The 22,418-nt window shown below is 70.2% G+C and carries 23 protein-coding genes and 1 pseudogene; 15 read left to right on the forward strand and 9 right to left on the reverse strand.

Annotation, left to right across the window (positions count from 1 at the left end):
* The first annotated feature begins 191 nt into the window (after positions 1-191).
* From ACFVT5_RS02200 to ACFVT5_RS02230, 7 genes are all read left to right on the forward strand, one after another.
* Positions 192-1,772, forward strand: a complete 1,581-nt coding sequence (locus ACFVT5_RS02200; protein ID WP_389880985.1) for an ABC transporter ATP-binding protein — start codon at positions 192-194, stop codon at positions 1,770-1,772.
* A complete protein-coding gene (locus ACFVT5_RS02205; protein WP_389880460.1) occupies positions 1,769-2,896 on the forward strand; it encodes an ABC transporter permease in 1,128 nt (375 codons plus the stop codon). The genes ACFVT5_RS02200 and ACFVT5_RS02205 overlap by 4 nt, the downstream gene beginning before the upstream one ends.
* A complete protein-coding gene (locus ACFVT5_RS02210) occupies positions 2,896-4,182 on the forward strand; it encodes an ABC transporter permease (RefSeq protein WP_389880462.1) in 1,287 nt (428 codons plus the stop codon). The genes ACFVT5_RS02205 and ACFVT5_RS02210 overlap by 1 nt, the downstream gene beginning before the upstream one ends.
* Complete coding sequence (locus ACFVT5_RS02215; protein WP_389880464.1) at positions 4,179-4,589, forward strand: cytidine deaminase; 411 nt, start codon at positions 4,179-4,181, stop codon at positions 4,587-4,589. The genes ACFVT5_RS02210 and ACFVT5_RS02215 overlap by 4 nt, the downstream gene beginning before the upstream one ends.
* Before the next feature lie 166 nt (positions 4,590-4,755).
* Complete coding sequence (locus ACFVT5_RS02220; protein WP_389880466.1) at positions 4,756-6,033, forward strand: thymidine phosphorylase; 1,278 nt, start codon at positions 4,756-4,758, stop codon at positions 6,031-6,033.
* Between the two features lie 120 nt (positions 6,034-6,153).
* Positions 6,154-7,098 carry a 4-hydroxybenzoate octaprenyltransferase gene (locus ACFVT5_RS02225; RefSeq protein ID WP_389880468.1) on the forward strand — a complete coding sequence of 315 codons (945 nt, stop codon included), beginning with the start codon at positions 6,154-6,156 and terminating at the stop codon, positions 7,096-7,098.
* A gap of 19 nt (positions 7,099-7,117) precedes the next feature.
* Complete coding sequence (locus ACFVT5_RS02230) at positions 7,118-8,008, forward strand: oxygenase MpaB family protein (protein WP_389880470.1); 891 nt, start codon at positions 7,118-7,120, stop codon at positions 8,006-8,008.
* Between the two features lie 69 nt (positions 8,009-8,077).
* On the opposite strand, the gene ACFVT5_RS02235 is transcribed toward ACFVT5_RS02230, so the two are convergent.
* The 3 genes from ACFVT5_RS02235 to ACFVT5_RS02245 form a co-directional block, all read right to left on the reverse strand.
* A complete protein-coding gene (locus tag ACFVT5_RS02235; RefSeq protein WP_389880472.1) occupies positions 8,078-8,428 on the reverse strand; it encodes a hypothetical protein in 351 nt (116 codons plus the stop codon).
* A 118-nt stretch (positions 8,429-8,546) separates the two neighbouring features.
* Positions 8,547-8,816, reverse strand: a complete 270-nt coding sequence (locus tag ACFVT5_RS02240) for a hypothetical protein (protein WP_389880474.1) — start codon at positions 8,814-8,816, stop codon at positions 8,547-8,549.
* 229 nt (positions 8,817-9,045) lie between these two features.
* Complete coding sequence (locus ACFVT5_RS02245; protein WP_389880476.1) at positions 9,046-9,465, reverse strand: hypothetical protein; 420 nt, start codon at positions 9,463-9,465, stop codon at positions 9,046-9,048.
* A gap of 191 nt (positions 9,466-9,656) precedes the next feature.
* On the opposite strand from ACFVT5_RS02245, the gene ACFVT5_RS02250 reads away from it, so the two are divergent.
* From ACFVT5_RS02250 to ACFVT5_RS02265, 4 genes and pseudogenes are all read left to right on the forward strand, one after another.
* Positions 9,657-10,868 (forward strand): helix-turn-helix domain-containing protein, encoded by a 1,212-nt coding sequence (locus ACFVT5_RS02250; protein ID WP_389880478.1) that lies wholly within the window; start codon positions 9,657-9,659, stop codon positions 10,866-10,868.
* Between the two features lie 177 nt (positions 10,869-11,045).
* Positions 11,046-11,714 (forward strand): YdcF family protein, encoded by a 669-nt coding sequence (locus ACFVT5_RS02255; protein ID WP_389880479.1) that lies wholly within the window; start codon positions 11,046-11,048, stop codon positions 11,712-11,714.
* Between the two features lie 32 nt (positions 11,715-11,746).
* Positions 11,747-12,067: pseudogene (locus ACFVT5_RS02260) on the forward strand (4a-hydroxytetrahydrobiopterin dehydratase).
* A gap of 223 nt (positions 12,068-12,290) precedes the next feature.
* Positions 12,291-12,776 (forward strand): hypothetical protein, encoded by a 486-nt coding sequence (locus ACFVT5_RS02265; RefSeq protein WP_389880481.1) that lies wholly within the window; start codon positions 12,291-12,293, stop codon positions 12,774-12,776.
* Between the two features lie 227 nt (positions 12,777-13,003).
* On the opposite strand, the gene ACFVT5_RS02270 is transcribed toward ACFVT5_RS02265, so the two are convergent.
* Positions 13,004-13,801: a hypothetical protein gene (locus ACFVT5_RS02270; RefSeq protein WP_389880483.1), complete on the reverse strand. Its 798-nt coding sequence runs from the start codon at positions 13,799-13,801 to the stop codon at positions 13,004-13,006.
* 124 nt (positions 13,802-13,925) lie between these two features.
* Entirely contained in the window at positions 13,926-14,846 is a 921-nt protein-coding gene (locus tag ACFVT5_RS02275) for an AEC family transporter (RefSeq protein ID WP_389880485.1), read from the reverse strand.
* 232 nt (positions 14,847-15,078) lie between these two features.
* On the opposite strand from ACFVT5_RS02275, the gene ACFVT5_RS02280 reads away from it, so the two are divergent.
* On the forward strand, positions 15,079-15,453 hold the full coding sequence (locus tag ACFVT5_RS02280; RefSeq protein WP_389880487.1) for an STAS domain-containing protein: 375 nt from the start codon (positions 15,079-15,081) through the stop codon (positions 15,451-15,453).
* Here the strand turns inward: ACFVT5_RS02280 and ACFVT5_RS02285 are convergent.
* Both ACFVT5_RS02285 and ACFVT5_RS02290 read right to left on the reverse strand, forming a co-directional pair.
* The gene (locus ACFVT5_RS02285) at positions 15,364-16,353 is read right to left on the reverse strand and encodes a sigma-70 family RNA polymerase sigma factor (RefSeq protein WP_389880489.1); all 990 of its coding nucleotides are present in this window, start codon (positions 16,351-16,353) and stop codon (positions 15,364-15,366) included. The two genes, ACFVT5_RS02280 and ACFVT5_RS02285, sit on opposite strands and share 90 nt — an antisense overlap.
* A gap of 116 nt (positions 16,354-16,469) precedes the next feature.
* Positions 16,470-17,762 (reverse strand): MFS transporter, encoded by a 1,293-nt coding sequence (locus ACFVT5_RS02290; RefSeq protein ID WP_389880491.1) that lies wholly within the window; start codon positions 17,760-17,762, stop codon positions 16,470-16,472.
* 62 nt (positions 17,763-17,824) lie between these two features.
* Here ACFVT5_RS02290 and ACFVT5_RS02295 point away from each other — a divergent pair, with 62 nt between their 5' ends.
* Positions 17,825-18,778 carry a LysR family transcriptional regulator gene (locus tag ACFVT5_RS02295; protein WP_389880493.1) on the forward strand — a complete coding sequence of 318 codons (954 nt, stop codon included), beginning with the start codon at positions 17,825-17,827 and terminating at the stop codon, positions 18,776-18,778.
* A 21-nt stretch (positions 18,779-18,799) separates the two neighbouring features.
* Here the strand turns inward: ACFVT5_RS02295 and ACFVT5_RS02300 are convergent, their stop codons facing one another.
* Together ACFVT5_RS02300 and ACFVT5_RS02305 are read right to left on the reverse strand one after the other, a co-directional pair.
* Positions 18,800-19,543: an SDR family oxidoreductase gene (locus ACFVT5_RS02300; protein WP_389880495.1), complete on the reverse strand. Its 744-nt coding sequence runs from the start codon at positions 19,541-19,543 to the stop codon at positions 18,800-18,802.
* A 245-nt stretch (positions 19,544-19,788) separates the two neighbouring features.
* A complete protein-coding gene (locus ACFVT5_RS02305) occupies positions 19,789-20,553 on the reverse strand; it encodes a prolyl oligopeptidase family serine peptidase (protein ID WP_389880497.1) in 765 nt (254 codons plus the stop codon).
* 113 nt (positions 20,554-20,666) lie between these two features.
* On the opposite strand from ACFVT5_RS02305, the gene ACFVT5_RS02310 reads away from it, so the two are divergent.
* Both ACFVT5_RS02310 and ACFVT5_RS02315 read left to right on the forward strand, forming a co-directional pair.
* Positions 20,667-21,830 (forward strand): adenosine deaminase, encoded by a 1,164-nt coding sequence (locus ACFVT5_RS02310; protein ID WP_389880498.1) that lies wholly within the window; start codon positions 20,667-20,669, stop codon positions 21,828-21,830.
* A 142-nt stretch (positions 21,831-21,972) separates the two neighbouring features.
* On the forward strand, positions 21,973-22,323 hold the full coding sequence (locus ACFVT5_RS02315; protein ID WP_389880500.1) for an ATP-binding protein: 351 nt from the start codon (positions 21,973-21,975) through the stop codon (positions 22,321-22,323).
* The last annotated feature ends 95 nt before the right edge of the window (positions 22,324-22,418 follow it).

Here is a 22,418-nt window from a genome sequence, read left to right on the forward strand (position 1 = left end):
CGCCGGGCCATAACAATGTGTCAACTCTACGCGTGTAGCGTGGAGTTGCCGCGCTAGCGTCGCCGACACCCCGTCCTCCTGCACGGACGCCGGTCCTCCGTACGCCCGCCCTCCCCACGCCTGCCCCTTTCCCCCGAGGAGAGTGCGCCATCAACGCGTCCAGTCCCTCACTGCCGCCGCCCGCCGTCGAACTGCGCGGGATCACCAAGCGGTTCCCCGGTGTCGTCGCCAACCGCGATATCGACATCACCGTCCGCAAGGGCACCGTGCACGCCCTCTGCGGGGAGAACGGTGCCGGCAAGTCCACCCTCATGAAGATCCTCTACGGCATGCAGAAGCCGGACGAGGGCACGATCACGGTCGACGGCGCACAGGTCTCGTTCAACACCCCCGCCGACGCCATCGCGCGCGGCATCGGCATGGTGCACCAGCACTTCATGCTCGCCGACAACCTCACCGTCCTGGAGAACGTGGTCCTCGGCGCCGAGAAGCTCTACGGCATCGGCGCCGCCGCCCGTAAGAAGATCAGGGAACTCTCCGACGCGTACGGCCTGAACGCGCGCCCCGATGTCCTCCTGGAGGAACTCGGTGTCGCCGACCGGCAGCGCGTGGAGATCCTCAAGGTCCTCTACCGGGGCGCCCACACCCTCATCCTCGACGAACCCACGGCCGTCCTCGTACCGCAGGAGGTCGACGCGCTCTTCGACAACCTGCGGGAGCTGAAGTCCGAGGGCCTCACCGTCATCTTCATCTCGCACAAGCTGGGCGAGGTGCTGTCCGTCGCCGACGAGATCACCGTCATCCGGCGCGGCACCACCGTCGGCACCGTCGACCCGAAGCACACCACGTCCAAGCAGCTCGCCGAGCTGATGGTCGGCAGCGAACTGCCCTCGCCGGAGACCGAGGAGTCCACCGTCACGGACACCCCGATGCTCGACGTGGCCGCGCTGCGCCTCACCCAGACCGACCTCGACGGCGTCGAGCGCGTCATCCTCGACGACATCACCTTCACCATCCACCGCGGTGAGGTACTCGGCATCGCCGGTGTCGAGGGCAACGGCCAGTCCGAACTGGTCGAGGCCGTCATGGGCATCCGCGACCCCGACAGCGGTGCCATCACCCTCGGCGACGCGGACATATCCCACGCGCCGACCCGGCGCCGCCGCGAACAGGGCATCGGCTACATCCCCGAGGACCGGCACCGCCACGGCCTGCTCCTCGAAGCGCCGCTGTGGGAGAACCGCATCCTCGGCCATGTCACCGAGAGCCCCAACTCACGCGGCCCGCTCCTCGACATCAAGGGCGCCCGAGCCGACACCGAGCGGATCATCGCCGCCTACGACGTCCGTACCCCCGGTATCGACGTCACCGCGGCCTCGCTGTCCGGCGGCAACCAGCAGAAGCTGATCGTCGGCCGCGAGATGAGCCACGCGCCCAAGCTGCTCATCGCCGCGCACCCCACCCGCGGTGTCGACGTGGGCGCGCAGGCCCAGATCTGGGACCAGATCCGCGAGGCCCGCCGCGACGGCCTGGCCGTGCTGCTGATCTCCGCCGACCTGGACGAACTGATCGGCCTCTCCGACACCCTGCGTGTCATGTACCGCGGCCGGCTGGTCGCCGACGCCGACCCCGCCACCGTCACGCCCGAGGAACTCGGCTCCGCGATGACCGGCGCGGCCACCGGCCATCTGGAACACACCGAGGCAGCCACGGACGACGACACCACGCCGGACGTCCCGCACGGCCCCGAGTCGGAGGACGACGCCCGATGAAGAAGCTGACCGCCCGGATCGACAAGGAGCGGCTGCTCCTCGGGATCGCGGCCCCCCTCCTGGCGATCGTCGCCGCCCTGGTGATCACCACCCTGGTGATCCTGGCGACCGGCAAGGACCCGTTCGCCGCGTTCAGCGACATGGTCACCTACGGTTCCGCCAGCGACAGCCAGGTCTACATCCTGAACAAGGCGACCACGTACTACCTCGCGGGTGTCGCCGTCGCCATCGGCTTCCGGATGAACCTGTTCAACATCGGTGTGGACGGGCAGTACCGGCTCGCCGCGTTCGTCGCCGCCGTGCTCGGCGGCGCGCTGACCGCGCCCGGCTGGCTCGCCATCCCGCTGATGATCCTCTGCGCGATGCTCGTCGGCGCCCTCTGGGCGGCCATCGCGGGCATCCTCAAGGTGACCCGCGGTGTCAGCGAGGTCATCGCGACGATCATGCTCAACTCGATCGCGACGGCCATCATCGGCTACCTCCTCCAGCCCGAACAGCTCGGCCAACTGGACACCGCCGGCACCCTGGTCTCCACCACACCGCTGCCGCAGTCCTCGTACTTCTTCTCCATCGACAACGGCGCCGCCGGGCAGGTCTGGGGCTTCATCGTGATCGCCGTCCTGGTCGGCCTCGCGTACTGGTTCGTCCTCGGCCGCACCCGCTTCGGCTTCGACCTGCGGACCGTCGGCCAGTCCGAGACCGCCGCGTCCGCCAGCGGTGTCAGCGTCAAGAAGATGGTCGCCACCAGCATGATCATCTCCGGTGCGGTGGCCGGCCTCGTCGGCATGCCGACCCTGCTCAACGACAGCCACCAGTACGACAACAGCTTCCCGGTCGGCCTCGGCTTCACCGGCATCGCCATCGCGCTGCTCGGCCGCAACAACCCGATCGGCATCGCCCTGGGCGCCCTGCTCTGGGGCTTCCTGGAGCGCACCACCAACCACCTGGAACTCCAGGGGTACGACAAGGAGATCCTCGGCGTCATCCAGGGCGCCATCGTCCTGTGCGTCGTCATCGCCTACGAAGTCGTGCGCCGCTACGGCATCAAGCGTCAGCAGCAACGGGTCGGCGCCGAACTCGCCGCCCAGGCCGCCGTCCGTACCGAGAAGCAGGAGGTGGCGTGATGACTGCCACGATGACCGACACGCCGCCGCCCACGGCGCCCAAGGCGGACAAGTCCGCCAAGGGCAGCCGCTGGACCCTCTCCCGGATCCTGCTGATCGTCGCGGGCGCCCTCGTCCTCGTCTCCGTGGTCCGCGTCGTCACCGGCGCCGACCAGCTCACATCCGCCGGGCAGATCAGCGCCGCGCTCGGCCTCGCCGTACCCATCGGACTCGCCGGACTCGCCGGCCTCTGGTCCGAGCGGGCCGGCGTCGTCAACATCGGCCTCGAAGGCATGATGATCCTCGGCACCTTCGGCGCCGGCTGGATCGGCTGGCAGTCCAGCCCTTGGCTCGGCCTGTTGTGCGGTATCGCCTTCGGTGTGATCGGCGGCCTGGTGCACGCCGTTGTCACCGTCACCTTCGGCGTCGACCACATCGTCTCCGGTGTCGCGATCAACCTGCTCGCACTCGGCGCCACGCAGTACCTCGCCAAGCTGTTCTTCGCCGACGGAAACGCGGCGACCAAGGGCGGCAACCCCAAGCAGTCCCCGCCCGCCGAATCCCTCGGCGACATCACGGTGCCCGGCCTGTCCGACGCGCTGCGCTCCGTCGAACAGCACCACTGGTTCCTCGTATCCGACCTCGCGGGCATCCTCGGCGGACTGGTCACCAACGTCTCCCTGGTGACGATCCTCGCCGTGCTCCTGTTCGTCGCCAGCGGCTGGATCCTCTGGCGCACCCCCTTCGGCCTGCGGCTGCGCTCCTGCGGCGAGAACCCGATCGCCGCCGAATCCCTCGGCGTCAACGTCTACTCGCACAAGTACGCCGCCGTCGCCATCTCCGGCGGCCTCGCCGGACTCGGCGGCGCCTTCCTCGCCCTGGTCACCTCGCACATCTACCTGGAGGGCCAGACCGGCGGACGCGGTTACATCGGCCTCGCGGCGATGATCTTCGGCAACTGGCGGCCCGGCGGACTCGCCATGGGCGCCGGACTGTTCGGCTTCTCCGACGCGCTCCAGCTCCGCAACGGCGGCGAGACCGTACACGCCCTGCTGCTCCTGCTTGTCGTCCTCCTCGCGGTCCTCGCCGCCTGGAAGCTCTACCGCAAGGCCAAGTGGCAGGCCGCGATCAGCGCGGTCGTCGCCGCGGTCGTCCTGGTCTGGTACCTCTTGACGGACACCGTGCCCGGCGACTTCGTCGGCGCGACCCCGTACGTCGTCACGCTGCTCGTCCTCTCGCTCTCCGCCCAGCGACTGCGGATGCCGAAGGCCGACGGCATGCGGTACAGAAAGGGACAGGGCAAATGACGTCCGACGAGGGCTCCGCGAACACCGTCGACTGGAACACCCTGCGGGCCGCGGCCCGGGACGCGATGTCCCGGGCGTACGCGCCCTACTCGGGGTATCCGGTCGGCGCCGCGGCCCTCGTCGACGACGGCCGCACGGTCACCGGCTGCAATGTCGAGAACGCCTCGTACGGTCTCGGGCTGTGCGCCGAGTGCGGCCTCGTCTCCCAGCTCCTGGCCACCGGCGGCGGCCGGCTGACCCACTTCACGTGTGTGGACGGCCGGGGCGAGATCCTGGTCCCGTGCGGACGCTGCCGCCAGCTCCTGTACGAGTTCGGGGGACCGGACCTGGTCCTGGAGACCCCGGCCGGGCTGGTGCCGCTGGCGGAGATGCTGCCGCAGGCGTTCGGGCCGGAGTATTTGAGGTAACTGTGACTGTGTGCGGCCCTCGCGTGGGTGGGGGCCGCACATTCCTTGCCGTTCTCTATGCGCGTAGAGTCAGCTTCTTCGGCTTCGGCTTCGGCTTCGGCTTTTGCTCAGGTCTCGGCTTGGCTTGGCGCGTGCGTCACCCGTACCACTCCCGGAAGGACATGCCATGGACGTCATCTCCGTCATCCGCACCAAGCGGGACCGCGGTGAGCTGAGCGACGAGCAGATCGACTGGGTCATCGACGCCTACACGCGCGGTGCGGTCGCCGACGAGCAGATGTCCGCGCTGGCCATGGCGATCCTCCTGAACGGCATGAACCGCCGCGAGATCGCCCGCTGGACCGCCGCGATGATCGACTCCGGCGAGCGTATGGACTTCTCGTCGCTGTCCCGCCCGACCGCCGACAAGCACTCCACCGGCGGTGTCGGCGACAAGATCACGCTGCCGCTCGCCCCGCTGGTCGCCGCGTGCGGCGCCGCCGTACCGCAGCTCTCGGGCCGGGGCCTCGGCCACACCGGCGGCACCCTCGACAAGCTGGAGTCCATCCCCGGCTGGCGCGCGCTGCTGTCCAACGAGGAGATGCTGTCGGTCCTTGAGGGCGTCGGCTCGGTGATCTGCGCGGCGGGCGACGGCCTGGCGCCCGCCGACAAGAAGCTGTACGCGCTGCGCGATGTCACCGGCACGGTCGAGGCCATCCCGCTGATCGCGTCGTCCATCATGTCGAAGAAGATCGCCGAGGGTACGGGGTCGCTGGTCCTGGACGTCAAGGTCGGCACCGGTGCCTTCATGAAGACGGTCGAGGACGCGCGCGAACTCGCCTCCACCATGGTCGGGTTGGGCACCGACAGCGGTGTCCGTACGGTCGCTCTGCTCACCGACATGTCCACGCCGCTGGGCCTGACGGCGGGCAACGCGCTCGAAGTCCGGGAATCCGTCGAGGTGTTGGCGGGCGGCGGTCCGGCGGACGTCGTGGAACTCACCCTCGCCCTCGCCCGCGAGATGCTGGACGCGGCGGGCCTGAGGGACGCGGACCCGGCGAAGGCCCTCGCGGACGGTTCCGCGATGGATGTCTGGCGGCGCATGATCGCGGCGCAGGGGGGCGACCCGGACGCGGAGTTGCCGGTGGCGAGGGAGCGGCACGTGGTGACGGCCCCGGCGTCGGGTGTCCTGACCCGCCTGGACGCGTACGGCGTGGGTGTCGCCTCGTGGCGCCTCGGCGCGGGGCGCGCCCGCAAGGAGGACCCGGTGCAGGCCGGAGCGGGCATCGAACTCCACGCCAAGCCGGGCGCGACGGTGACCAAGGGCGAGCCCCTGCTCACCCTGCACACGGACACCCCGGAGAAGTTCGAGTACGCGTTGGAGTCTTTGTCGGGGTCGTACGACATCGAGCCGGCGGGCGCGGAGGTTCCGGTGCGGAACATCATCCTGGAGCGCATCGCGTAGCGGGTGGCGTAGCGGATCGTGTAGCGGGTGGCGATGCCTTGCCGCTGCTTCAAGCAGCCCGGCCGGGGCTAGGTTGGACCGATCAGCACACAATCCCCCTGGGAAGGGGCATGAATCGGTATGACCGTCGCCTCACAAGCCCCGGCTCAAGCCCCGACTCAAATCCCGGCCCAAGGCCGTGCCGCCCGGTTGGTGGGGCGGGCCCCCGCAGGGGTGCGGCCGTATCTGGAGTTACTGCGGCTGGACCGGCCGGTGGGGGCCTGGCTCCTGGTGGTCCCCGGATGGATCGCCCTGGGAGCGATAGCCGGGCCCCGGGAAGGGGCCCTGCTCGGGCTGCTGCTCCTGGCGTACGGGGTGCTGTCGAGAGGGGCCGCCTGCGGGCTCAACGATGTGCTGGACGCGCGGTTCGACGCACAGGTGCCGCGTACGGCGGGGCGGCCCGTCGCCTCCGGGCGGCTGCCGGTCGGCCGGGCACTGGTGCTGAGTGTCGGGGTGGGGGCCGTCGCTCCGCTGGTGATGGGGTTCTGGAGTGTGGAGGCCGTGGTGTGGGCGGCGGCCGGAGCGCCTCTCGCGGCGGTGTATCCGTATATGAAGCGGGTCACCCACTGGCCGCATGTGTGGCTGGGGATCAGCATCAACTGGACGGTGCCGCTGGTGTACGGCCTGCTCACCGGAGGGCTCGGGCTCGGCGGCGGGGTGCTGTACGGGGCGCTGATCTGCTGGGCCGTGGGGACGGACGTGATCTACGCCTGCCAGGACCGGGAGGCCGATGTGCGGGCCGGGGTGCGGTCGGCCGCCGTGCTGCTGGGGCGCCGTAGCCGGGTGCTGGTGGGCGGCGTGTACGCGGGGTGTGTGGTGCTGCTCGCCTGGTTCGGGGTGCTGGCCGGGCTCGGGCCGCTGTACTGGCCCGGACTGTGCGTGGTCGCGGGGCAGCTGGGATGGCAGGTATGGCGGGCCGACCCCGCGGACGTCGGAGCTTGCGGACGGGCGTTCGGCACCAACCCCCTGTGCGGGCTGCTCATCCTCGTGGCCGTGCTCGCCGGGCGGGTCGGTACCCTCGGCTGAGGGGACAAGGACCCTGGAGGTGCTGGTGGGACTGCGGGAACGGATCGCGGCGGAACTCACGGCGACCATGCACGGCGGGGATCTCAAACTGGAGCGGTACGCGGGGCCGCCCGGTGATCCCGGGCTGTTCGGGATCGCGCCGGGGGACCCGGTGTGGCGGGTGCACGGGCACGCCACCGGGATGCTCACCGGCGGGTTCGCCGCGCTCATGCTCCAGTCGCTGCATCCGCTGGCCATGGCGGGGGTCGACCAGCACTCCGACTTCCGCGCCGATCCGGTCGGGCGGCTGAACGGAACCGTACGGTTCATCACCACGACCACCTTCGGCTCATCGGCCGCCGCCCGCGAGGTGATCGACCTCGTCCGGCGGATCCACACCAGGGTGCACGGCACCGCACCCGACGGCCGGCCGTACCGCGCGGACGACCCCGACCTGCTCACCTGGGTGCACACCGCCGAGGTGCACAGCTTCCTCGCCGGCCACCAGACCTACGCACCCCGGCCGCTCCGGCTGACCCCCGCCGAGTGCGACGCCTACTACCGCCAAGTCGCCCCCGTGGCCGAGGCGTTGGGCGCACGGAACGTACCGTGCACGTCCCTCGAAGCCGAGCACTACCTGGCCCGCCTCCGCCCCCAACTCCACGCCACTCCGGCCGCGTTGGACTCGGTACTGTTCCTCCGCCGCTTCGGACGCACACAACGGGAGCGGCTGGTCGTCGGCATGCTCACGAACGCCTCGGTCGGACTCCTACCCGACTGGGCCCGCACCGAACTCGGCATCCACCGCCCGGCCCCCGTCCGCACCGCCTGGGACCGACCCCTGGCGACGGCCGTCGGCCGCGTCCTCCAGTGGGGGCTCGGACCCTCCCAGATCCAGGCCGCCGCGCGGGGGCGGCTGGCGGGAGTCTGACGACAGGACCTAGCCGGCCTGACCCGCGTCCTGCTCCGTGACTGTTGAACGAGCGGGACGACACCCTCGTCACGCGGCTTCGGTCGCGGGGTCGCGCAGGCTCCAGGAGTGCCCTTGGGCGTGTTCCCGGTAGAGGGTGCACGCGTCGGCGTCCGGTCCGCCGCTGGTTTCACACCAGCGCACTGACTCGAACCGCATGGCTCCGCCGGTGTCCCAGCGGGCCCAGAGGGCGCGGTCGGGTTCGTGATCCCAGTCCCATACGTGGTCGGCGTGTTCACCGGGGTGCCCGAGCGCGAGTTCGCAATGGGTGCGGGTGGGGGCGTATTCGAGGTCGTTGCCGAGTACGCGACCTTGTCCGTCGAGGATGGCGAAGAGGAGGGGGACGGGGGGTACGGGGGTTGTGGCTTGGCATGGGTGCATGGTTGGTCCTGGGGGGTGTCGTGGGTGGCGAGGATGTGGTGGGCGGTGTGTCCGGTGCCGTAGACGCGTCCTTCGGCATGTACCTCGCACCGGTAACTCGGCTGGTCGGACGGGCAGTTCATACGGGTCCCTCGTGCCACATCACCCAGGGGCGCTCGATGACTTCGGCATAGCTGGTGTGGTCGGGGTGAGCGCGGAGGTGGTTGAACGCCCACGTCTGAGGCTCGGTCGGGTCGGCGCTCGGGGGCGACTTCGCGTCGCATGCGGTGTCGTCGGCGCTGAGGGTGAGGCACCGGAAGGCGTAGGTGTGGGGTGGGGCGTCGTCGTCGTGGTCGGGCCGCAACGTCCATCGGACGAAACGGAAGACCCGGGGGGCCGTAGCGGTCACAGGTACTCACCCCGGCTTCGCGCGTTCAGCCGGGCGGTCTCAGCGCGTAATCGCTGTTCGGGACTCGCCTGCCGGGCGTCGGCGGGGTCAACAGTCCACGCGGTACCGCCAGTTACGGGGCGTAAGGACCACCGGTCCCCGGACGTACCGCAGAGGATCCCGACCATGTCCCTGTCGGCATCAAGGACCAGGGACCCCAGAGCGGGGAGGGTGGTGTGCGGGCGCCCGGTCATGACCGTGTTCCGACGGCGACGGTGTCGGACCCGGCCAGCGCGGCGATCGCCCGGAGGACGATGGCGAGGCGCCGGTCGTCCAGCAACTCGACGGGCCACAGCGGGACGGCGCGGGGGAAGCGGATCGCGAGAATCAGCGCGAGGAACGCCTTGTCTTCCGGGGTCAGACCCGGGGCCCGGGTGTACCGGTTCTCGAATCCCAACCAGTCGCACGAGACGGCACCGTCGTGTTCGGCGACCAGTAGGCGTCGGACGCAGTCGCGCGCCAGTAGTTCGTCCTCCTCGATGAGCGCGGCCACGGCCACCCGCTCACCAGGGTCGCGGCCACTGGCCCACTCGGTGAGGCAATCGCTCAGCAGCGGAGCGTCCGGTTCCGCTGGTTCCTCCGCCGAGGGCACGCTTGTATCTTGCTTCATCGTCGGCTCCTTCACAGTCGGCTTCGGGCCGGTGGCGCGGTCGCGACAGCCTCCATGTGAGCACCACCCCGACGTCACGGAGAGTCGTCTACTGTTGTCAAGGAGTGCCGGCGACAAGTGACAACAGACAAACAAGGCAATTTCGACCCGTTGCGTAGGTGATGGTTCGAAAGAAGGGGAGCCAACGCCCCATGTCCAGCAGCTTCCCCGTCGAGCTGCGTGCCCGCCGAAGCCAAGCAGGTCTGTCCCTGGGCGAGTTGGCCGCGCGCACGCACTACGACCGATCCCATCTGCACCACGTGGAGACCGGGCGCCGCCGGGCCACGAGACCGGTGGCCGAAGCCCTCGACCAAGCCCTTGCCGCCGACGGCCAGTTGCTCGCGGCGTGGGAACACGATGAGCGGCAACGTCATGAGGAGGCCGCCTCACGGCACACTCGTGCGGCGGCGCTCGCCGTATCGCAGGACATGTGCGCCCTGGGCGATCTGGGCATAGACGATCTCCATGACGGAGCCGGAGAGATCGCGGTCGACTACCTGTCCACACCGCCCGCGCCCATGATGGGCCGCGCGCACGCCCTGCGCGACGAGGTGCTGCACCGCATCCGTACGGGGCACCACCGGCCCACAGACCTGGCCGACCTCTATGTAGGGGCCGGCCGTCTCTCGGGTGTCCTCGCCTATGCCCTGCTCGACCTGGGGTCCCCGCAGGAAGCGATGTACCACGCCGAGGCTGCGGCACGCTGTGCGGATCGTGCCGGGGACGCGAATCTCGCGGCATGGGTGGCGGGAACACAGTCGCTCATCGCCAGGTTCCAGGGCGACTTCGGGAACGCACTCGCGCTCGCGCAGGGAGGATTGCGGTGGGTGGGCTCCGGGCACGGGACCGGGGAGGCGCGTCTCAGGTGCGGTGAGGCCCAGTGCCTGGCCAACCTTGGTGACTCCTCGGGAGCGAACCGGTCCCTGAACGCCGCCGAGGACGCACGAGATCGCATCCGCGATACGAACGACGCTCCGGGCCTCTTCGGCTTCAGCAGGGCCAAGCAGTCCTACTACGCCGGTTCGTCGCTCATCTGGCTCGACGGAGGCCAGGACGCGAAGCGCGCTCTCCGGGAAGCCTCGGCAGCCATCGACATATGGCGATCGGCACCGGCGCGGGAGCGTTCGCTCGATGATGAGCGCTTGGCCCACGTCTACATCGCGACGGCCCACGCACAGCTCGGAGATGTCGAAGGCGCGGCGGAGGCTGTCCGACCGGTGCTGTCGCTGCCCGCCGAGGATCAGATCTCGTGGATCGTGAAGCGCATGGACCGGCTCGCCGAAATGCTGTCCGCACCGAGATACCGGGGCAACCAGACCGCAGCGGAGACCACGGAGGCGATCCGCACCTTGGCCACCGCGTGAGCTGGATACGGCGCGGGTGAAGCGGATCGCGAGGATGAGGGTGAGATGGCTGTCGGGAGGCGTGGAGGGGGCTGCTGCCGTGACAGGATGCCCCGGTCGGCCGGGGCCTCGCTGGGATTCTGGAGCCCGTGACCGAGCGCCGACGGCCCCCGGCGACGGTGACCAGGGAGAACACGCGTGAGCGACAACCAGCAGGCCATCACCGAAGGCCAGTGGCGCCGGGCCAAGCTGATCTGGGACTACCACCAGATGCACCACCAGATCCGGCCCGTCGACGTGGCGATCGGCCTCGGCAGTCACGACCTCGGTGTCGCCGCCCACTCCGCCGAGCTGTATCGCGCCGGACTGTTTCCGACCCTCGTGTTCACCGGCGGCAACAGCCCCACCACCGCCAAGGTCTTCCCGCGCGGCGAGGCCGTCCACTTCCGCGAGCACGCCATCGCCCTCGGAGTCCCCGCCGACGCGATCCTGCTGGAACCCAATGCCGGCAACACCGGGCAGAACATCACCCTGTCCCGCCAGATCCTCGCCGCCGCCGACATCCACCCGACCACCGTCCTGCTGGTCTCCAAGCCCTACATGGAACGGCGATCGTTCGCGACCGCCCGCAAGCTGTGGCCCGAGGTCGAGATCCTCTGCGCATCGGAGCCAATGGAACTGGACGACTACGTGAAGTCCATCGGCGACGACAAACTCGTACTGGACATGCTCGTCGGCGACCTCCAGCGAGTCATCGAGTACCCGAAGCTCGGATTCGCCATCGAGCAAGAGGTCCCGGAGGACGTACGGGGAGCGTACGAATCCCTCGTCCGTAACGGCTTCACCAGCCGCCTCATCACCTCCTGACCTGCCCGAGCCGGATCCGAGGGGAGCTGAACGTGGCGGAGAATCCGGTGCCGCTGGCCGAAGACGAGATTGGCGCCGCCCTGCGGAAGGCTCCGGGCTGGCGGGGTGACGGGCACGAGATCACCCGTACGTTCGGGATCCGCTACCACTGAGGCGTGGCGCTGATAGTGCACGTCGCCGACGTAGAGAGGTTGATCGGCCACCACGCCGACATCGACCTGCGCTGGGACCGAGTCCGCTTCGGGATCACGACCCATGACGCCGGGCACCGGCTCACCGCAGCCGACTTCGACCTCGCCGCCCGCATCGACGGCATCGCCGAGGCACACGGCGCGCGCGTCCTGGACGCCTGACCAGCGGCGGGCACCTCCTGGGTTAGGGGTGGTTGATTGCGTGGTCGGATAGGTCGCCTAGCGAGGACTGTGTATCTGTTCGGGAGAGCGTGGCACGGTTGCGTTCTATGCGGGTGAAGGTGCTCTATGGGGACGAAGGCTTCGTACCGAATCAGCCGGGCGAACCGCGACCGTACCCATGGGACCTGGCATTCGACGCCATCGAGCAGACGACAGGCGGAACATGACGACGATCGCTGTCACGGGGCACATGGATCTGACCGAGGCCAGTGTGTCGCTTGTGCGGGCCGCCCTGGCGGAGATGCTGGCACCGCACGCCGACGGCCTGGTCGGGGTCTCCTGTATCGCCAAAGGGTCGGACTCCCTCTTCGCCGAGGCCGTCCTGGCAGCCGGTGGTCGACTGGTCGTGGTGATTCCCTCGCGGGACTACCGGGAGCGGAAGGTCCGGCCCGACCATGCCGAGACCTTCGACCGTCTCGTCGCGGCGGCCGACGAGGTCCTCGTCCTCCCGCACGAGACCGCCGACCGGCAGGTGTACGAGGCCGCCAACTCCGTACTCCTCGAACGTGCTGACCGGCTGATCGCGGTATGGAACGGCGAGCCGCCCTCCGGCAAGGGCGGCGGCACGGCGGACACGGTGCTGGAAGCGCGGGCGGCAGGAGTTCCGGTCGACCGGATCTGGCCGAACGGCGCAGCACGGGCCTCCTGACGATCAGCCGGACGGTGCCTCGGAGTTGGTCCACGGGTGTTCACAGGAGGGTGCTTTCAGAGCCCGTACCTGGCTGCCGAGGTCTTCATCAGGAGCTGCCACTCCTCACCGGTGCCCAACTCGTGCACCAATTGCGCAGTATCGAGCCAGCCGCCTCATCACCTTCTGACCCGCCCCGGCCGGGACCTGGACGTCATCGGCGACACGCTCACCCCTCCACACACGCATCAGAACGCACCTCCGCTGTCCACCCACGTCTCAGCGGCCTCCCTCTCCCACCGTGGGTCCTTGACGCTCCGCTTCAGTCGTTCGGCTTGCGTGGGGTCGAGTGCGGGTTCGGCCGGGTGCGGGGCCAGTCGCCGGCAGTGGTCCCGGAAGTAGTCGTGGCGGTCGGGCCACCACCGAAGTGCCGCCCAGCCGAGCGGCACGGCGAGCATGACCCACAACAGGAGGCACAGAAGGGCGGCGGCGATGACATCCCCGGCGCCGGACGGGGTGAAGTCGCTGAGGAACACCAGTTGGACGGCGAACCAGAGAGCGAGCAGCAGGGCGGCGAGGACGGCCAAGTCGCCGAGCGTGTTCTTGGTACGGGCGGACCAGCGCGGGACCTTCGCGTCCTCCGCGCGCAGGAACGCGTCGCGTGACCTCGTGTGCGCGGTGTCCCAGTGGAGGCGATGCAACGCGATCGGTTCCGCGCCGCGCCGCAGGGTGGCCAGCAGGGCGGCCGGGACGGGGTGCGGTGTCTCGCCGATCCGGTTCCGGCCTTCTCCTTCGGCGATCGACAACTCCCCTTCCGGGTCGACCTGTATCAGGCCCGCCAGCAACAGTTCGGCCGCGGCGGCCCGGTCGGCATCGCTCGGGGAGCCCGCTGTCGCCACCGCGTGGTACGGATCTGTCTCCACCGCGTCCAGGTGGGCAGCCGCAGCACGGTCGGCCCGATCACGGACCCGCCACAGCACGGCAAGCACGGCGTACACACCTGCCGCACCCCCCAACGCCACCCCTGATAAAGCCACTTGGTTCATGGGCAGGGTCCTCCCCCGGACGACCACCAACACACAGAACGGCATATCAGCATACTGCTCCGACTCTCCCGCCGAACGTGGATTCTCTCCCGACTTCTGCCGGTTCGGCCCAGGTAGCGGACGGTCAGCCCAAGAGTGCGGCGACCAAGACCAGTACCGGAACCGACAGCACCGTGGACACCAGAACGGCCTCGCGGGCGAAGCGTTCGGCCACGCCGTAGCGGGACGCGTAGGTGAAGAGGTTTTGCGCGGCCGGCAGTGCCGATGTCACCACCACGTCCAGCAGCGCTGCACCCCGTAGCCCGAACACCCACACCCCCAGTACCCAGGCCACACACGGCTGACCGACCGCCTTCAGCGCGACGGCCAACAGCACACCCCCACGCTCAGCCCCCCGCAGGGGCACCGCACTGCCGCGCAGCGACATTCCGAACGCCAACAGCACTGCTGGTACCGACATGTTCCCGATGAGTATCAGCGGATCGAGCACCGGTCCCGGTACCGTCCAGCCGACCGCCGCAACGCCCACCCCGCACAGCGAACTCACCGCGATCGGATTCCGCAGCGGCGCCGTCAACCGTCGCCACAACGGTCCCCGCCCGCCTTCCCCGGACAGATCGAGCACGGTCAGCGCGGTCGGCGTCACCACGATCAGCTGGAAGAGCAACACCGGCGCGACGAGCGACGCGTCACCCAGGACGTACACGGCGATGGGGATTCCCAGATTCGCCGCGTTGACGTAACTGGAGCACAGCGCCCCGATCGTCGTACGGCCAACTCCCCAGCGGCACCCGACGCCGACCGCTACGAACACCCCCGCCGCCACCGCCGTACTGATCGCCGTCACCAGCAGTCGGCCGGACAGGATGACGGACAGGTCGGCTCGCGCGAGAGTGGTGAACAGCAGGCAGGGCGAGGCCACTTGGAAGGCGAGTGTCGTCAGGACCTCGCGCCCACCGTCGCCCAGATATCCGCGGCGCCCGATGACATACCCGACGGCGATGACCACCGCGATCACCGCGAACCCGGTGAGGACCCCGCCCATCACCGAGCCCCGGGCACGGGTATGCCGAGCGGGGCGGGGGCGTGGATCGCGCGACTGTGTTCGTGGGGCATACACCGAACCCTCGGGGGAAGACCTCTCCCCGGTCAATCCGGTGACCCGGGGTCAGCGTGACCCCTGCTCAAGGTGACGCAGCGCACGCGGATTTGGCGCAGGCCGATTCGGCGGCCCGATGAATTACGTCCTGCCGCGCGGTCTACCGCACGTGGACGCCATGACACCTGCCGCCTTGGTCCTCCCCGGTGCCGCCTGCCGTGAGGAGGTCGCCCGGCTCTGCGACGACGTACGAGCCCTGCTGGAGTCCACCGGAGGCGGAGGTGGAGGCGGAGGCGGAGGCGGAGGCGGAGTCGTCGTCTGTGACGCCAGCGGTCTCACCACCCCCGGACTCGCCGCCGTCGACCTCCTCGCCCGGCTGGAACTGGCCGCCCGCCGCGCCGGGGGCCGGATCATGATCCGCGATCCGGACCCACGGCTGCGGGAGCTGCTCCAGCTCGTCGGACTAGGGCTCCAGGTGGAGCGGTTGCCCGAACAGGGGGAACCACTTGGCGGTGTCGAGGAAGCAGTGGAACCCGGTGATCCGCCCCTCTGACAGCTCGATGACCTGGATCGCCCAGGGCACATGGCCACCGGTCTCGGGGTCCGGCTTGAACTGGGCGAAGGCCGGCGAGCCGTTCGCCTCCACCGGCACCAGACGTGACCCCTCGCACGAGGCGCCCAGGGTCGTGATGAAGCCGGTGATGTCCGCCGGGCCGCGCAGCCACAGGTCGAACGGCGGCATGGTCATCACCGCGTCCTCGTGCAGCAGTGCCGTCAGCGCCGCGATGTCATAGCCCTCGAAGGCCGCCACATAGCGGTCGAGGAGCTTCTTCTGCTCCTCGTCCAGCGGGTCCGACGTCGCCGTGTCGGCCGACGCCCCGCCCGTCTCGGCGAGAGTCGCGCGGGCCCGCTGAAGGGCGCTGTTCACGGACGCGACCGTCGTCCCGAGGAGTTCCGCCGCCTCGCTCGCCTTCCACGCCAGGACCTCGCGCAGGATCAGCACCGCCCGCTGCTTGGGCGGCAGCTGCTGGAGCGCGGCGACGAACGCGAGCCGTACCGATTCCTTCGCCACCGCGGCCTCCGCCGGATCGCTGACCGTGGGCAGTACGCGGGCGTCCGGCATCGGTTCCAGCCAGGTGCTGTCCGGTCTCGGGTTCAGGGCCGCCTGTGCCAGCGGTGTGGACGCCGTGAGGTCCATGGGGCGGGCTCTGCGGTTGCCCGCGTTCAGCATGTCCAGGCAGACGTTCGTCGCGATGCGGTACAGCCATGACCGCAGGGACGAGCGTCCCTCGAACCGGTCATAGCTGCGCCAGGCCCGCACCAGCGTGTCCTGCACCGCGTCCTCGGCCTCGAAGGAGGAACCGAGCATGCGGTAGCAGTACCCGGTCAATTCCACCCGGTGCTTCTCCAGCCGGATGTCGAGGTCCGTCGTCGCGGTCGTGCTGTCACTCATAGCCAACCCACCCCTGTGGCGTGTCCGTCGCCCCTTTGCGGCGCAGCACTTCGGAAGCTACAGCAGCCCACTGACAACGGCCCCCGGACTGAACAAAACCCCAGGTCAGGGAGGGGTTACGCTGAAGCGCCCCGTACTGCCCCGGCGGATACCGTGCGCCTGGCCGCCCTCGTACCGAACACCGTGATCGTCACCACGCCCGCCACCGCCAGCAGACCGAGCGCCACCGTCCCCGCCCAGCCGCCCGAGTGGAACGCCACCGCGCCGAGCGTGCTGCCTGCGCTGGAGCCCACGTAGTACGCGGACTGGTAGAGCGCCGACGCCTGGGCGCGGCCCCGGGTGGCCGTGTGGCTCACGGACGAGGAGGCGACCGCGTGCCCGGCGAAGAAGCCCGCCGTGATCAGCAGCAGACCGAGCAGCACCAGCGGCAGCGAGGAGGACAGGGAGACCAGCAGACCGGCCGTGGTGGTGCCGCCCGCCAGGTACAGCGCGCCGCGCCGGCCGAGCCGGGCCACCAGCCTGCCCGCGGCGGCCGAGGAGACCGTACCGACGAGATAGGCGAGGAAGATCGAACCGATGACGCCCTGCGGCAGCGAGAACGGGGCGGCGGTGAGCCGGTAGCCGATCACGGTGTAGACGGCGCCGAACACCGTCATGAACAGCGCCCCGATCGCGTACAGGCGGCGCAGCAGCGGGTTGCCGAGGTGGCCGCGTACCGTGCGGGCCAGGGCCGCCGGGCTGAGGGTGCCCGGGGTGAAGTGCCGGGGCGCAGGGACCAACGCGCGGAAGGCGATCGCGCACGCCACCGCGATCAGTCCCACGACGGCGAGCGCGACCCGCCAGCCCCACTCCTGCGCGACCCAGCCGGTGACGACCCGGCCGCTCATCCCGCCGATGCTGTTGCCCGCCACGAACAGGCCGATCGCCGCGACCAGCGCCTTGGGCCGCACCTCTTCCGCGAGATACGCCATCGCCGCCGCGGGCAGCCCGGCCAGCGCGGCGCCCTGCACGGCCCGCAGCGCCACCAGCGCGCCGATCGACGGCGCGAACGGCACCAGCAGGCCGACCAGGACCGCGACGGTCAGCGACGCGGTCATCAGGGTGCGCCGCCCGTACCGCTCCGACAGGGCGCTCATCGGCAGGACGCACAGCGCCAGCGCGCCGGTCGCCGCGGACACCGTCCAACTCGCCTCGCTCGCGCTCACGCCGAAGTCGGCGGAGATCAGCGGGAGGAGGGCCTGCGTCGAGTAGAGCAGCGCGAAGGTCGCGACACCGGCGAGGAAGAGCGCGAGGCTCATCCGGCGGTAGCGGGAGTCGCCGGGCGCCAACCGGTCGTCGGCGGGAAGAGGGGGAGTCGGGGCAGGGACGGCGTCCACGCGGGTGGACGCCTTGGTACTGGCAGCAGGCATGCCTCGAACGTACGGCGGCCCTTTTCATGCGTCCAATGCATGGAACGGTCATAATCGTTCCCATGGTGCATGAGCAAAGGTCAGAGGCGCGACTGTCACCGTCCAGTGACACAGAAGACATCGTCACGCTGCTCGCTCCTCGCCTGGCGTACTTCGCGGGCGTGGCCCGTACCGAGCACGTCACGCGCGCGGCGCAGGAGATGCGGATGCCGCAGTCGACGCTCTCGCGCGCGATGGTGCGTCTCGAACAGGACCTGGGCGTCGACCTGTTCGCGCGCCGGGGCCGCACGGTGGCGCTGACCCCGGCCGGGCGGACCTTCCTCACCTCGGTGGAGCGGGCGCTCGCCGAGGTCGCGCGCGCCGCCGAGGAGGTACGGGCCGACGCGGACCCGGCGGGGGGCAAGGTCGCCTTCGGATTTCTGCACACCATGGGCTCCGAGACCGTCCCCGGCCTGATCCGCGCCTTCCGCGCCGACCATCCACGGGTGCGCTTCAGCCTGGTCCAGAACTACGGCGAGGCCATGCTGGAACGGCTCCGCGCGGGCGAGTTGGACCTGTGTCTGACCGCGCCCGTGCCGGACGCCCCCGACCTGGTCGCGCGCCGCCTGGACGAGCAGCGGCTGCGCCTGGTGGTGCCGGACGACCACCGGCTCGCGAGCCGCCGCCGGGTGCGTCTCGCGGAGGCCGCCGACGAGGTCTTCGTGACCCTCGAAGCGGGGTACGGGCTGCGGCGGATCACCGACGACCTGTGCCGGCAGGCGGGGTTCCGGCCGCGTATCGCCTTTGAGGGCGAGGAGATCGAGACGCTGCGCGGCCTGGTCGCGGCGGGCCTGGGCCTGGCCCTGCTGCCGCCGCCCGCCGTGCCGAGGCCCGGCGTCGTGGAACTGACGGTGACCGCCCCGCGCGCGGTACGCGAGATCGGCGTCGCCTGGCTCGTCGGCCACCCCGACACACCCCCGGTGGCGGCCTTCAAGAAGTTCCTGCTGTCCCGCCGGGGGCGCTTGCTGGGGGACTGAGCGGTACGGGGTTACGGGGCCTCATCCTTGGGCCGTGGGTCGGACGACGAGTTCGTTGACGTCCACGTCGGCGGGCTGAGTGATCGCGTAGAGGATCGCTTCGCCGATCGCGGCGGCGGGGATCGCGATGTCCATCTGCTGTTCCACCGCGTCCTTGACGTCACTGTCACCGATGGACCCGGTCAACTCGCTTCGGGTCAGGCCCGGACTGATCACGGTGACCCGCAGGTCCCGGCTCTCCTGCCGCAGGCCCTCCGACAGGGCGCGGACGGCGTGTTTGGTGGCGCTGTAGACGGCCGCGGTCGGGTCGACCCGCAGTCCGGAGACGGAGGAGAGGTTGACGATGTGCCCGGCGTGCTGGGCCCGCATGATCGGCAGGACGGCGGCGATGCCGTACAAGACCCCGCGCAGGTTCACGTCGATCATGCGGTCCCACTCGTCGACCCTCAGCGCGTCCAGACGCGACAAAGGCATGACGCCGGCGTTGTTCACCAGGACGTCGACGCGCCCGTACCGGTCGTGGGCGGCCCCGACGAAGGACCGCACGCTCGCCGGGTCGGTCACGTCCAGGACGTGCGCGAAGGCGCTGCCCGCCCGGTCCTCGATGTCCTTGGCGAGGGCGGCGAGGCGGTCGATGCGCCGTGCCCCGAGGACCACGTGGTGGCCCGCGGCGGCGAGTCGCCTGGCGGTGGCCTCGCCGATACCGCTGCCGGCCCCGGTGACCAGGACGACCTTCGGAGTGACCGTGGTGGACGGGTGGGTCATGTTCTGCCCTTCGAAGTTCCGCGGCGCCGACGACCCGCAAGGTGCGTCGGCCGGTGCTGCCAGGGTGTCTTCGATCGGGCGTGGGCGGCAGGACGGGTCTTCCTGGGTGCGGCACTCCTAGGAACGGGGCCGGGTACGGTCCGGGCCGCGCACGATCCGGGCCGCGCACGATCAGGGCTGTTGGTCGACGGCTGGTCGACGGCGGCACCAACCCGCTCCGGACCCACTCACGCCCCCGCCAGGGCTCAGTGGTGGCGCAGGGACTGGCCGAAACCCGAGGCCAGGGGCATCCGCAGGCCCAGTGGCGGCGGCGCGGCGAGGGCGTCGGCGACCGGGCGGGCGAAGCTGTGGCCGAAGAGGTTGCCGAGGACGAAGTCGGCGGCCAGGGCGAGGACTTCGGCACGGTACTGATGCAGCCCGTGCCCGTCCGAGTGGACCTCGAACCGGCAGATGTCCCGGTTGCTCTTCTTCGCGCGCGCGGCGAGCCGGAACGACAGCTCCGGATCCGTCCGCTCGTCATTGGTGCCGTGCACGATCATCACCCGCCGCCCGGCCAACTGCTTCACCGGTTCGGGCGACGCGGCCACGTCGTCCTCGGGCAGCCAAGGCGCCACCGCCAGAACCGAGTTGACGGCACTGTGCCCACCCGCGCGCAGCGCCGCACGACCACCCATGTCGACCCCGGCGAGACAGATGGGAACGTCCCCGTAACGGCGTACCGCCTCATCGGCCGCCCAGGTCGCGTCGTGCGCGAGATGCGCCTCGGAACCGTTCCAGCCACGGCACCGGTAGTGCACGACATGGGCGGCCAGACCCTCGGCACGCCCCTCGCGCGCGAGATGACGCCCCAGCACGCGTACGGGCCCCGCGGCGAGCGGCGACGGCTTGCGTCCCGACGTCTCCTCACCCCCCGGCAGCAGCAGCACGACCCCACTCACCGCCGCCGGTTCCGCTCCCAAAGCTCTGCCCAGCCGAACAGCCCGAACCGCCGCCGTAGCTCCCTGTCCCATGACAGAACAGTGTCAGAAGCGGCGGTGTACGCCACCTGTCCCCCCGGTCACTGTTACGTATCGGCGCGTCCTTCGGAGACGCGTTCTACGCGCGTAGGAGGTAGAGTGCGGAAATGATGAGCGAGACGAGCCGGCGGCAGGAGACTCCCAGCACGGAGCAGATCCGCCGAGCCCCCAAGGTACTGCTGCACGACCATCTCGACGGCGGTCTGCGCCCCGGCACTGTGGTCGACCTCGCGCGCGAGGTGGGGTACGGGAACCTTCCCGAGACGGATGCCGACAAGCTCGGGATCTGGTTCCGCGAGGCCGCCGACTCCGGGTCCCTGGAACGGTATCTGGAGACCTTCTCGCACACCGTCGGCGTGATGCAGACCCGCGACGCGCTCGTCCGGGTCGCCGCCGAGTGCGCCGAGGACCTCGCGGCGGACGGTGTCGTCTACGCCGAGGTGCGGTACGCGCCCGAGCAGCACCTGGAGGGCGGCCTCACCCTCGATGAGGTCGTCACCGCCGTGAACGACGGCTTCCGTGAGGGTGAGCGCCGGGCCCGGGAGAACGGCCACCGCATCCGGGTGGGCGCCCTGCTCACCGCCATGCGGCACGCGGCCCGCTCCCTGGAGATCGCCGAACTCGCCAACGCCCACCGTGACTTGGGCGTTGTCGGCTTCGACATCGCGGGCGCCGAGGCCGGCTTCCCGCCCACCCGGCACCTCGACGCCTTCGAGTACCTCAAGCGCGAGAACAACCACTTCACGATCCACGCGGGCGAGGCGTTCGGCCTGCCGTCGATCTGGCAGGCACTCCAGTGGTGCGGCGCCGACCGGCTCGGCCACGGGGTCCGCATCATCGATGACATCGAGGTCGCCGACGACGGCTCCGTGACGCTGGGCCGGCTCGCGTCGTACGTCCGCGACAAGCGCGTACCGCTGGAGCTGTGCCCCACGTCCAACCTTCAGACGGGCGCGGCGGCCTCGTACGCGGAGCACCCCATCGGGCTGCTGCGGCGGCTGCACTTCCGGGCCACCGTCAACACCGACAACCGGCTGATGTCCGGCACCAGCATGAGCCGTGAATTCGAGCACCTGGTCGGCACATTCGACTACACGCTCGACGACATGCAGTGGTTCACAGTCAATGCGATGAAATCAGCGTTCATTCCTTTCGATGAACGTCTGGCCATGATCAACGACGTGATCAAGCCTGGATACGCCGAATTGAAGTCCGAATGGCTGTTCAAGCAGACCGCTTCCACCAGCGGTTCTGCCACCACGCAGGGCTGACAGCACACTTCGGGAGCGGCCGGGAACGCGACACCCCGGCCGCTTTTCGATGTTTGCGGGTCGATACGGGCGCTGGATACGTTGCGTGACCGCTCATGCCGGTTACGCCGGTACACCATGTCCCCGTATCAAGGACGCATTCATGAAGCAGTCTGCCGCCAAGACCCTCGGTGTCGCCGTTCTCGGTGCCGCCTTCGCAGCCGCGGGCGCGGGTGCCGCCACCGCGGCGCCGGCCGCGCCCGAGGCGACCGCCGCTCTCGACGGCGTCACCCGGACCCTCCCGGTCGAGAACATCGCGAGCACGCTGCCCGCGACGCACTCCCTGGGCGCCGCCCAGACCGCGCTGGGCACCACCCTCACGGCCACCCAGCCGACCCTCGCCAAGATCGCCCCCGCGGTCCTGCCCGCCGACGGTCCCGGCGCCCCCGCCGCCGGCCTCCTCGGCGGACTGCCGACCAACGGCCTCTCCGCGAACGGGCTCCCGCTGGGCTAGTCCCCATGACGACGGAAGCGGGGGGGGGGGGCGGCCGCGGGGGGGGCCCCCCCCCCGCGAGGGGGAGAAGGGGGGGGGGGGGGGGCCCCCCACCC

Source organism: Streptomyces sp. NPDC058001, from assembly GCF_042886315.1.
Taxonomy (GTDB): Bacteria; Actinomycetota; Actinomycetes; order Streptomycetales; family Streptomycetaceae; genus Streptomyces.

Excerpts from the sequence above, each read along its gene's own strand:
- ACFVT5_RS02220 (WP_389880466.1), top strand. The coding sequence starts at position 4,756 with ATGGACGTCATCTCCGTCATCCGCACCAAGCGGGACCGCGGTGAGCTG.
- ACFVT5_RS02205 (WP_389880460.1), top strand. The coding sequence starts at position 1,769 with ATGAAGAAGCTGACCGCCCGGATCGACAAGGAGCGGCTGCTCCTCGGG.
- ACFVT5_RS02295 (WP_389880493.1), top strand. The coding sequence starts at position 17,825 with ATGGTGCATGAGCAAAGGTCAGAGGCGCGACTGTCACCGTCCAGTGAC.
- ACFVT5_RS02310 (WP_389880498.1), top strand. The coding sequence starts at position 20,667 with ATGATGAGCGAGACGAGCCGGCGGCAGGAGACTCCCAGCACGGAGCAG.
- ACFVT5_RS02245 (WP_389880476.1), bottom strand. The coding sequence starts at position 9,465 with ATGAAGCAAGATACAAGCGTGCCCTCGGCGGAGGAACCAGCGGAACCG.
- ACFVT5_RS02215 (WP_389880464.1), top strand. The coding sequence starts at position 4,179 with ATGACGTCCGACGAGGGCTCCGCGAACACCGTCGACTGGAACACCCTG.
- ACFVT5_RS02280 (WP_389880487.1), top strand. The coding sequence starts at position 15,079 with ATGACACCTGCCGCCTTGGTCCTCCCCGGTGCCGCCTGCCGTGAGGAG.
- ACFVT5_RS02300 (WP_389880495.1), bottom strand. The coding sequence starts at position 19,543 with ATGACCCACCCGTCCACCACGGTCACTCCGAAGGTCGTCCTGGTCACC.
- ACFVT5_RS02250 (WP_389880478.1), top strand. The coding sequence starts at position 9,657 with ATGTCCAGCAGCTTCCCCGTCGAGCTGCGTGCCCGCCGAAGCCAAGCA.
- ACFVT5_RS02210 (WP_389880462.1), top strand. The coding sequence starts at position 2,896 with ATGACTGCCACGATGACCGACACGCCGCCGCCCACGGCGCCCAAGGCG.
- ACFVT5_RS02285 (WP_389880489.1), bottom strand. The coding sequence starts at position 16,353 with ATGAGTGACAGCACGACCGCGACGACGGACCTCGACATCCGGCTGGAG.
- ACFVT5_RS02275 (WP_389880485.1), bottom strand. The coding sequence starts at position 14,846 with ATGGGCGGGGTCCTCACCGGGTTCGCGGTGATCGCGGTGGTCATCGCC.
- ACFVT5_RS02290 (WP_389880491.1), bottom strand. The coding sequence starts at position 17,762 with ATGCCTGCTGCCAGTACCAAGGCGTCCACCCGCGTGGACGCCGTCCCT.
- ACFVT5_RS02225 (WP_389880468.1), top strand. The coding sequence starts at position 6,154 with ATGACCGTCGCCTCACAAGCCCCGGCTCAAGCCCCGACTCAAATCCCG.
- ACFVT5_RS02235 (WP_389880472.1), bottom strand. The coding sequence starts at position 8,428 with ATGCACCCATGCCAAGCCACAACCCCCGTACCCCCCGTCCCCCTCCTC.
- ACFVT5_RS02315 (WP_389880500.1), top strand. The coding sequence starts at position 21,973 with ATGAAGCAGTCTGCCGCCAAGACCCTCGGTGTCGCCGTTCTCGGTGCC.
- ACFVT5_RS02305 (WP_389880497.1), bottom strand. The coding sequence starts at position 20,553 with ATGGGACAGGGAGCTACGGCGGCGGTTCGGGCTGTTCGGCTGGGCAGA.
- ACFVT5_RS02270 (WP_389880483.1), bottom strand. The coding sequence starts at position 13,801 with ATGAACCAAGTGGCTTTATCAGGGGTGGCGTTGGGGGGTGCGGCAGGT.
- ACFVT5_RS02265 (WP_389880481.1), top strand. The coding sequence starts at position 12,291 with ATGACGACGATCGCTGTCACGGGGCACATGGATCTGACCGAGGCCAGT.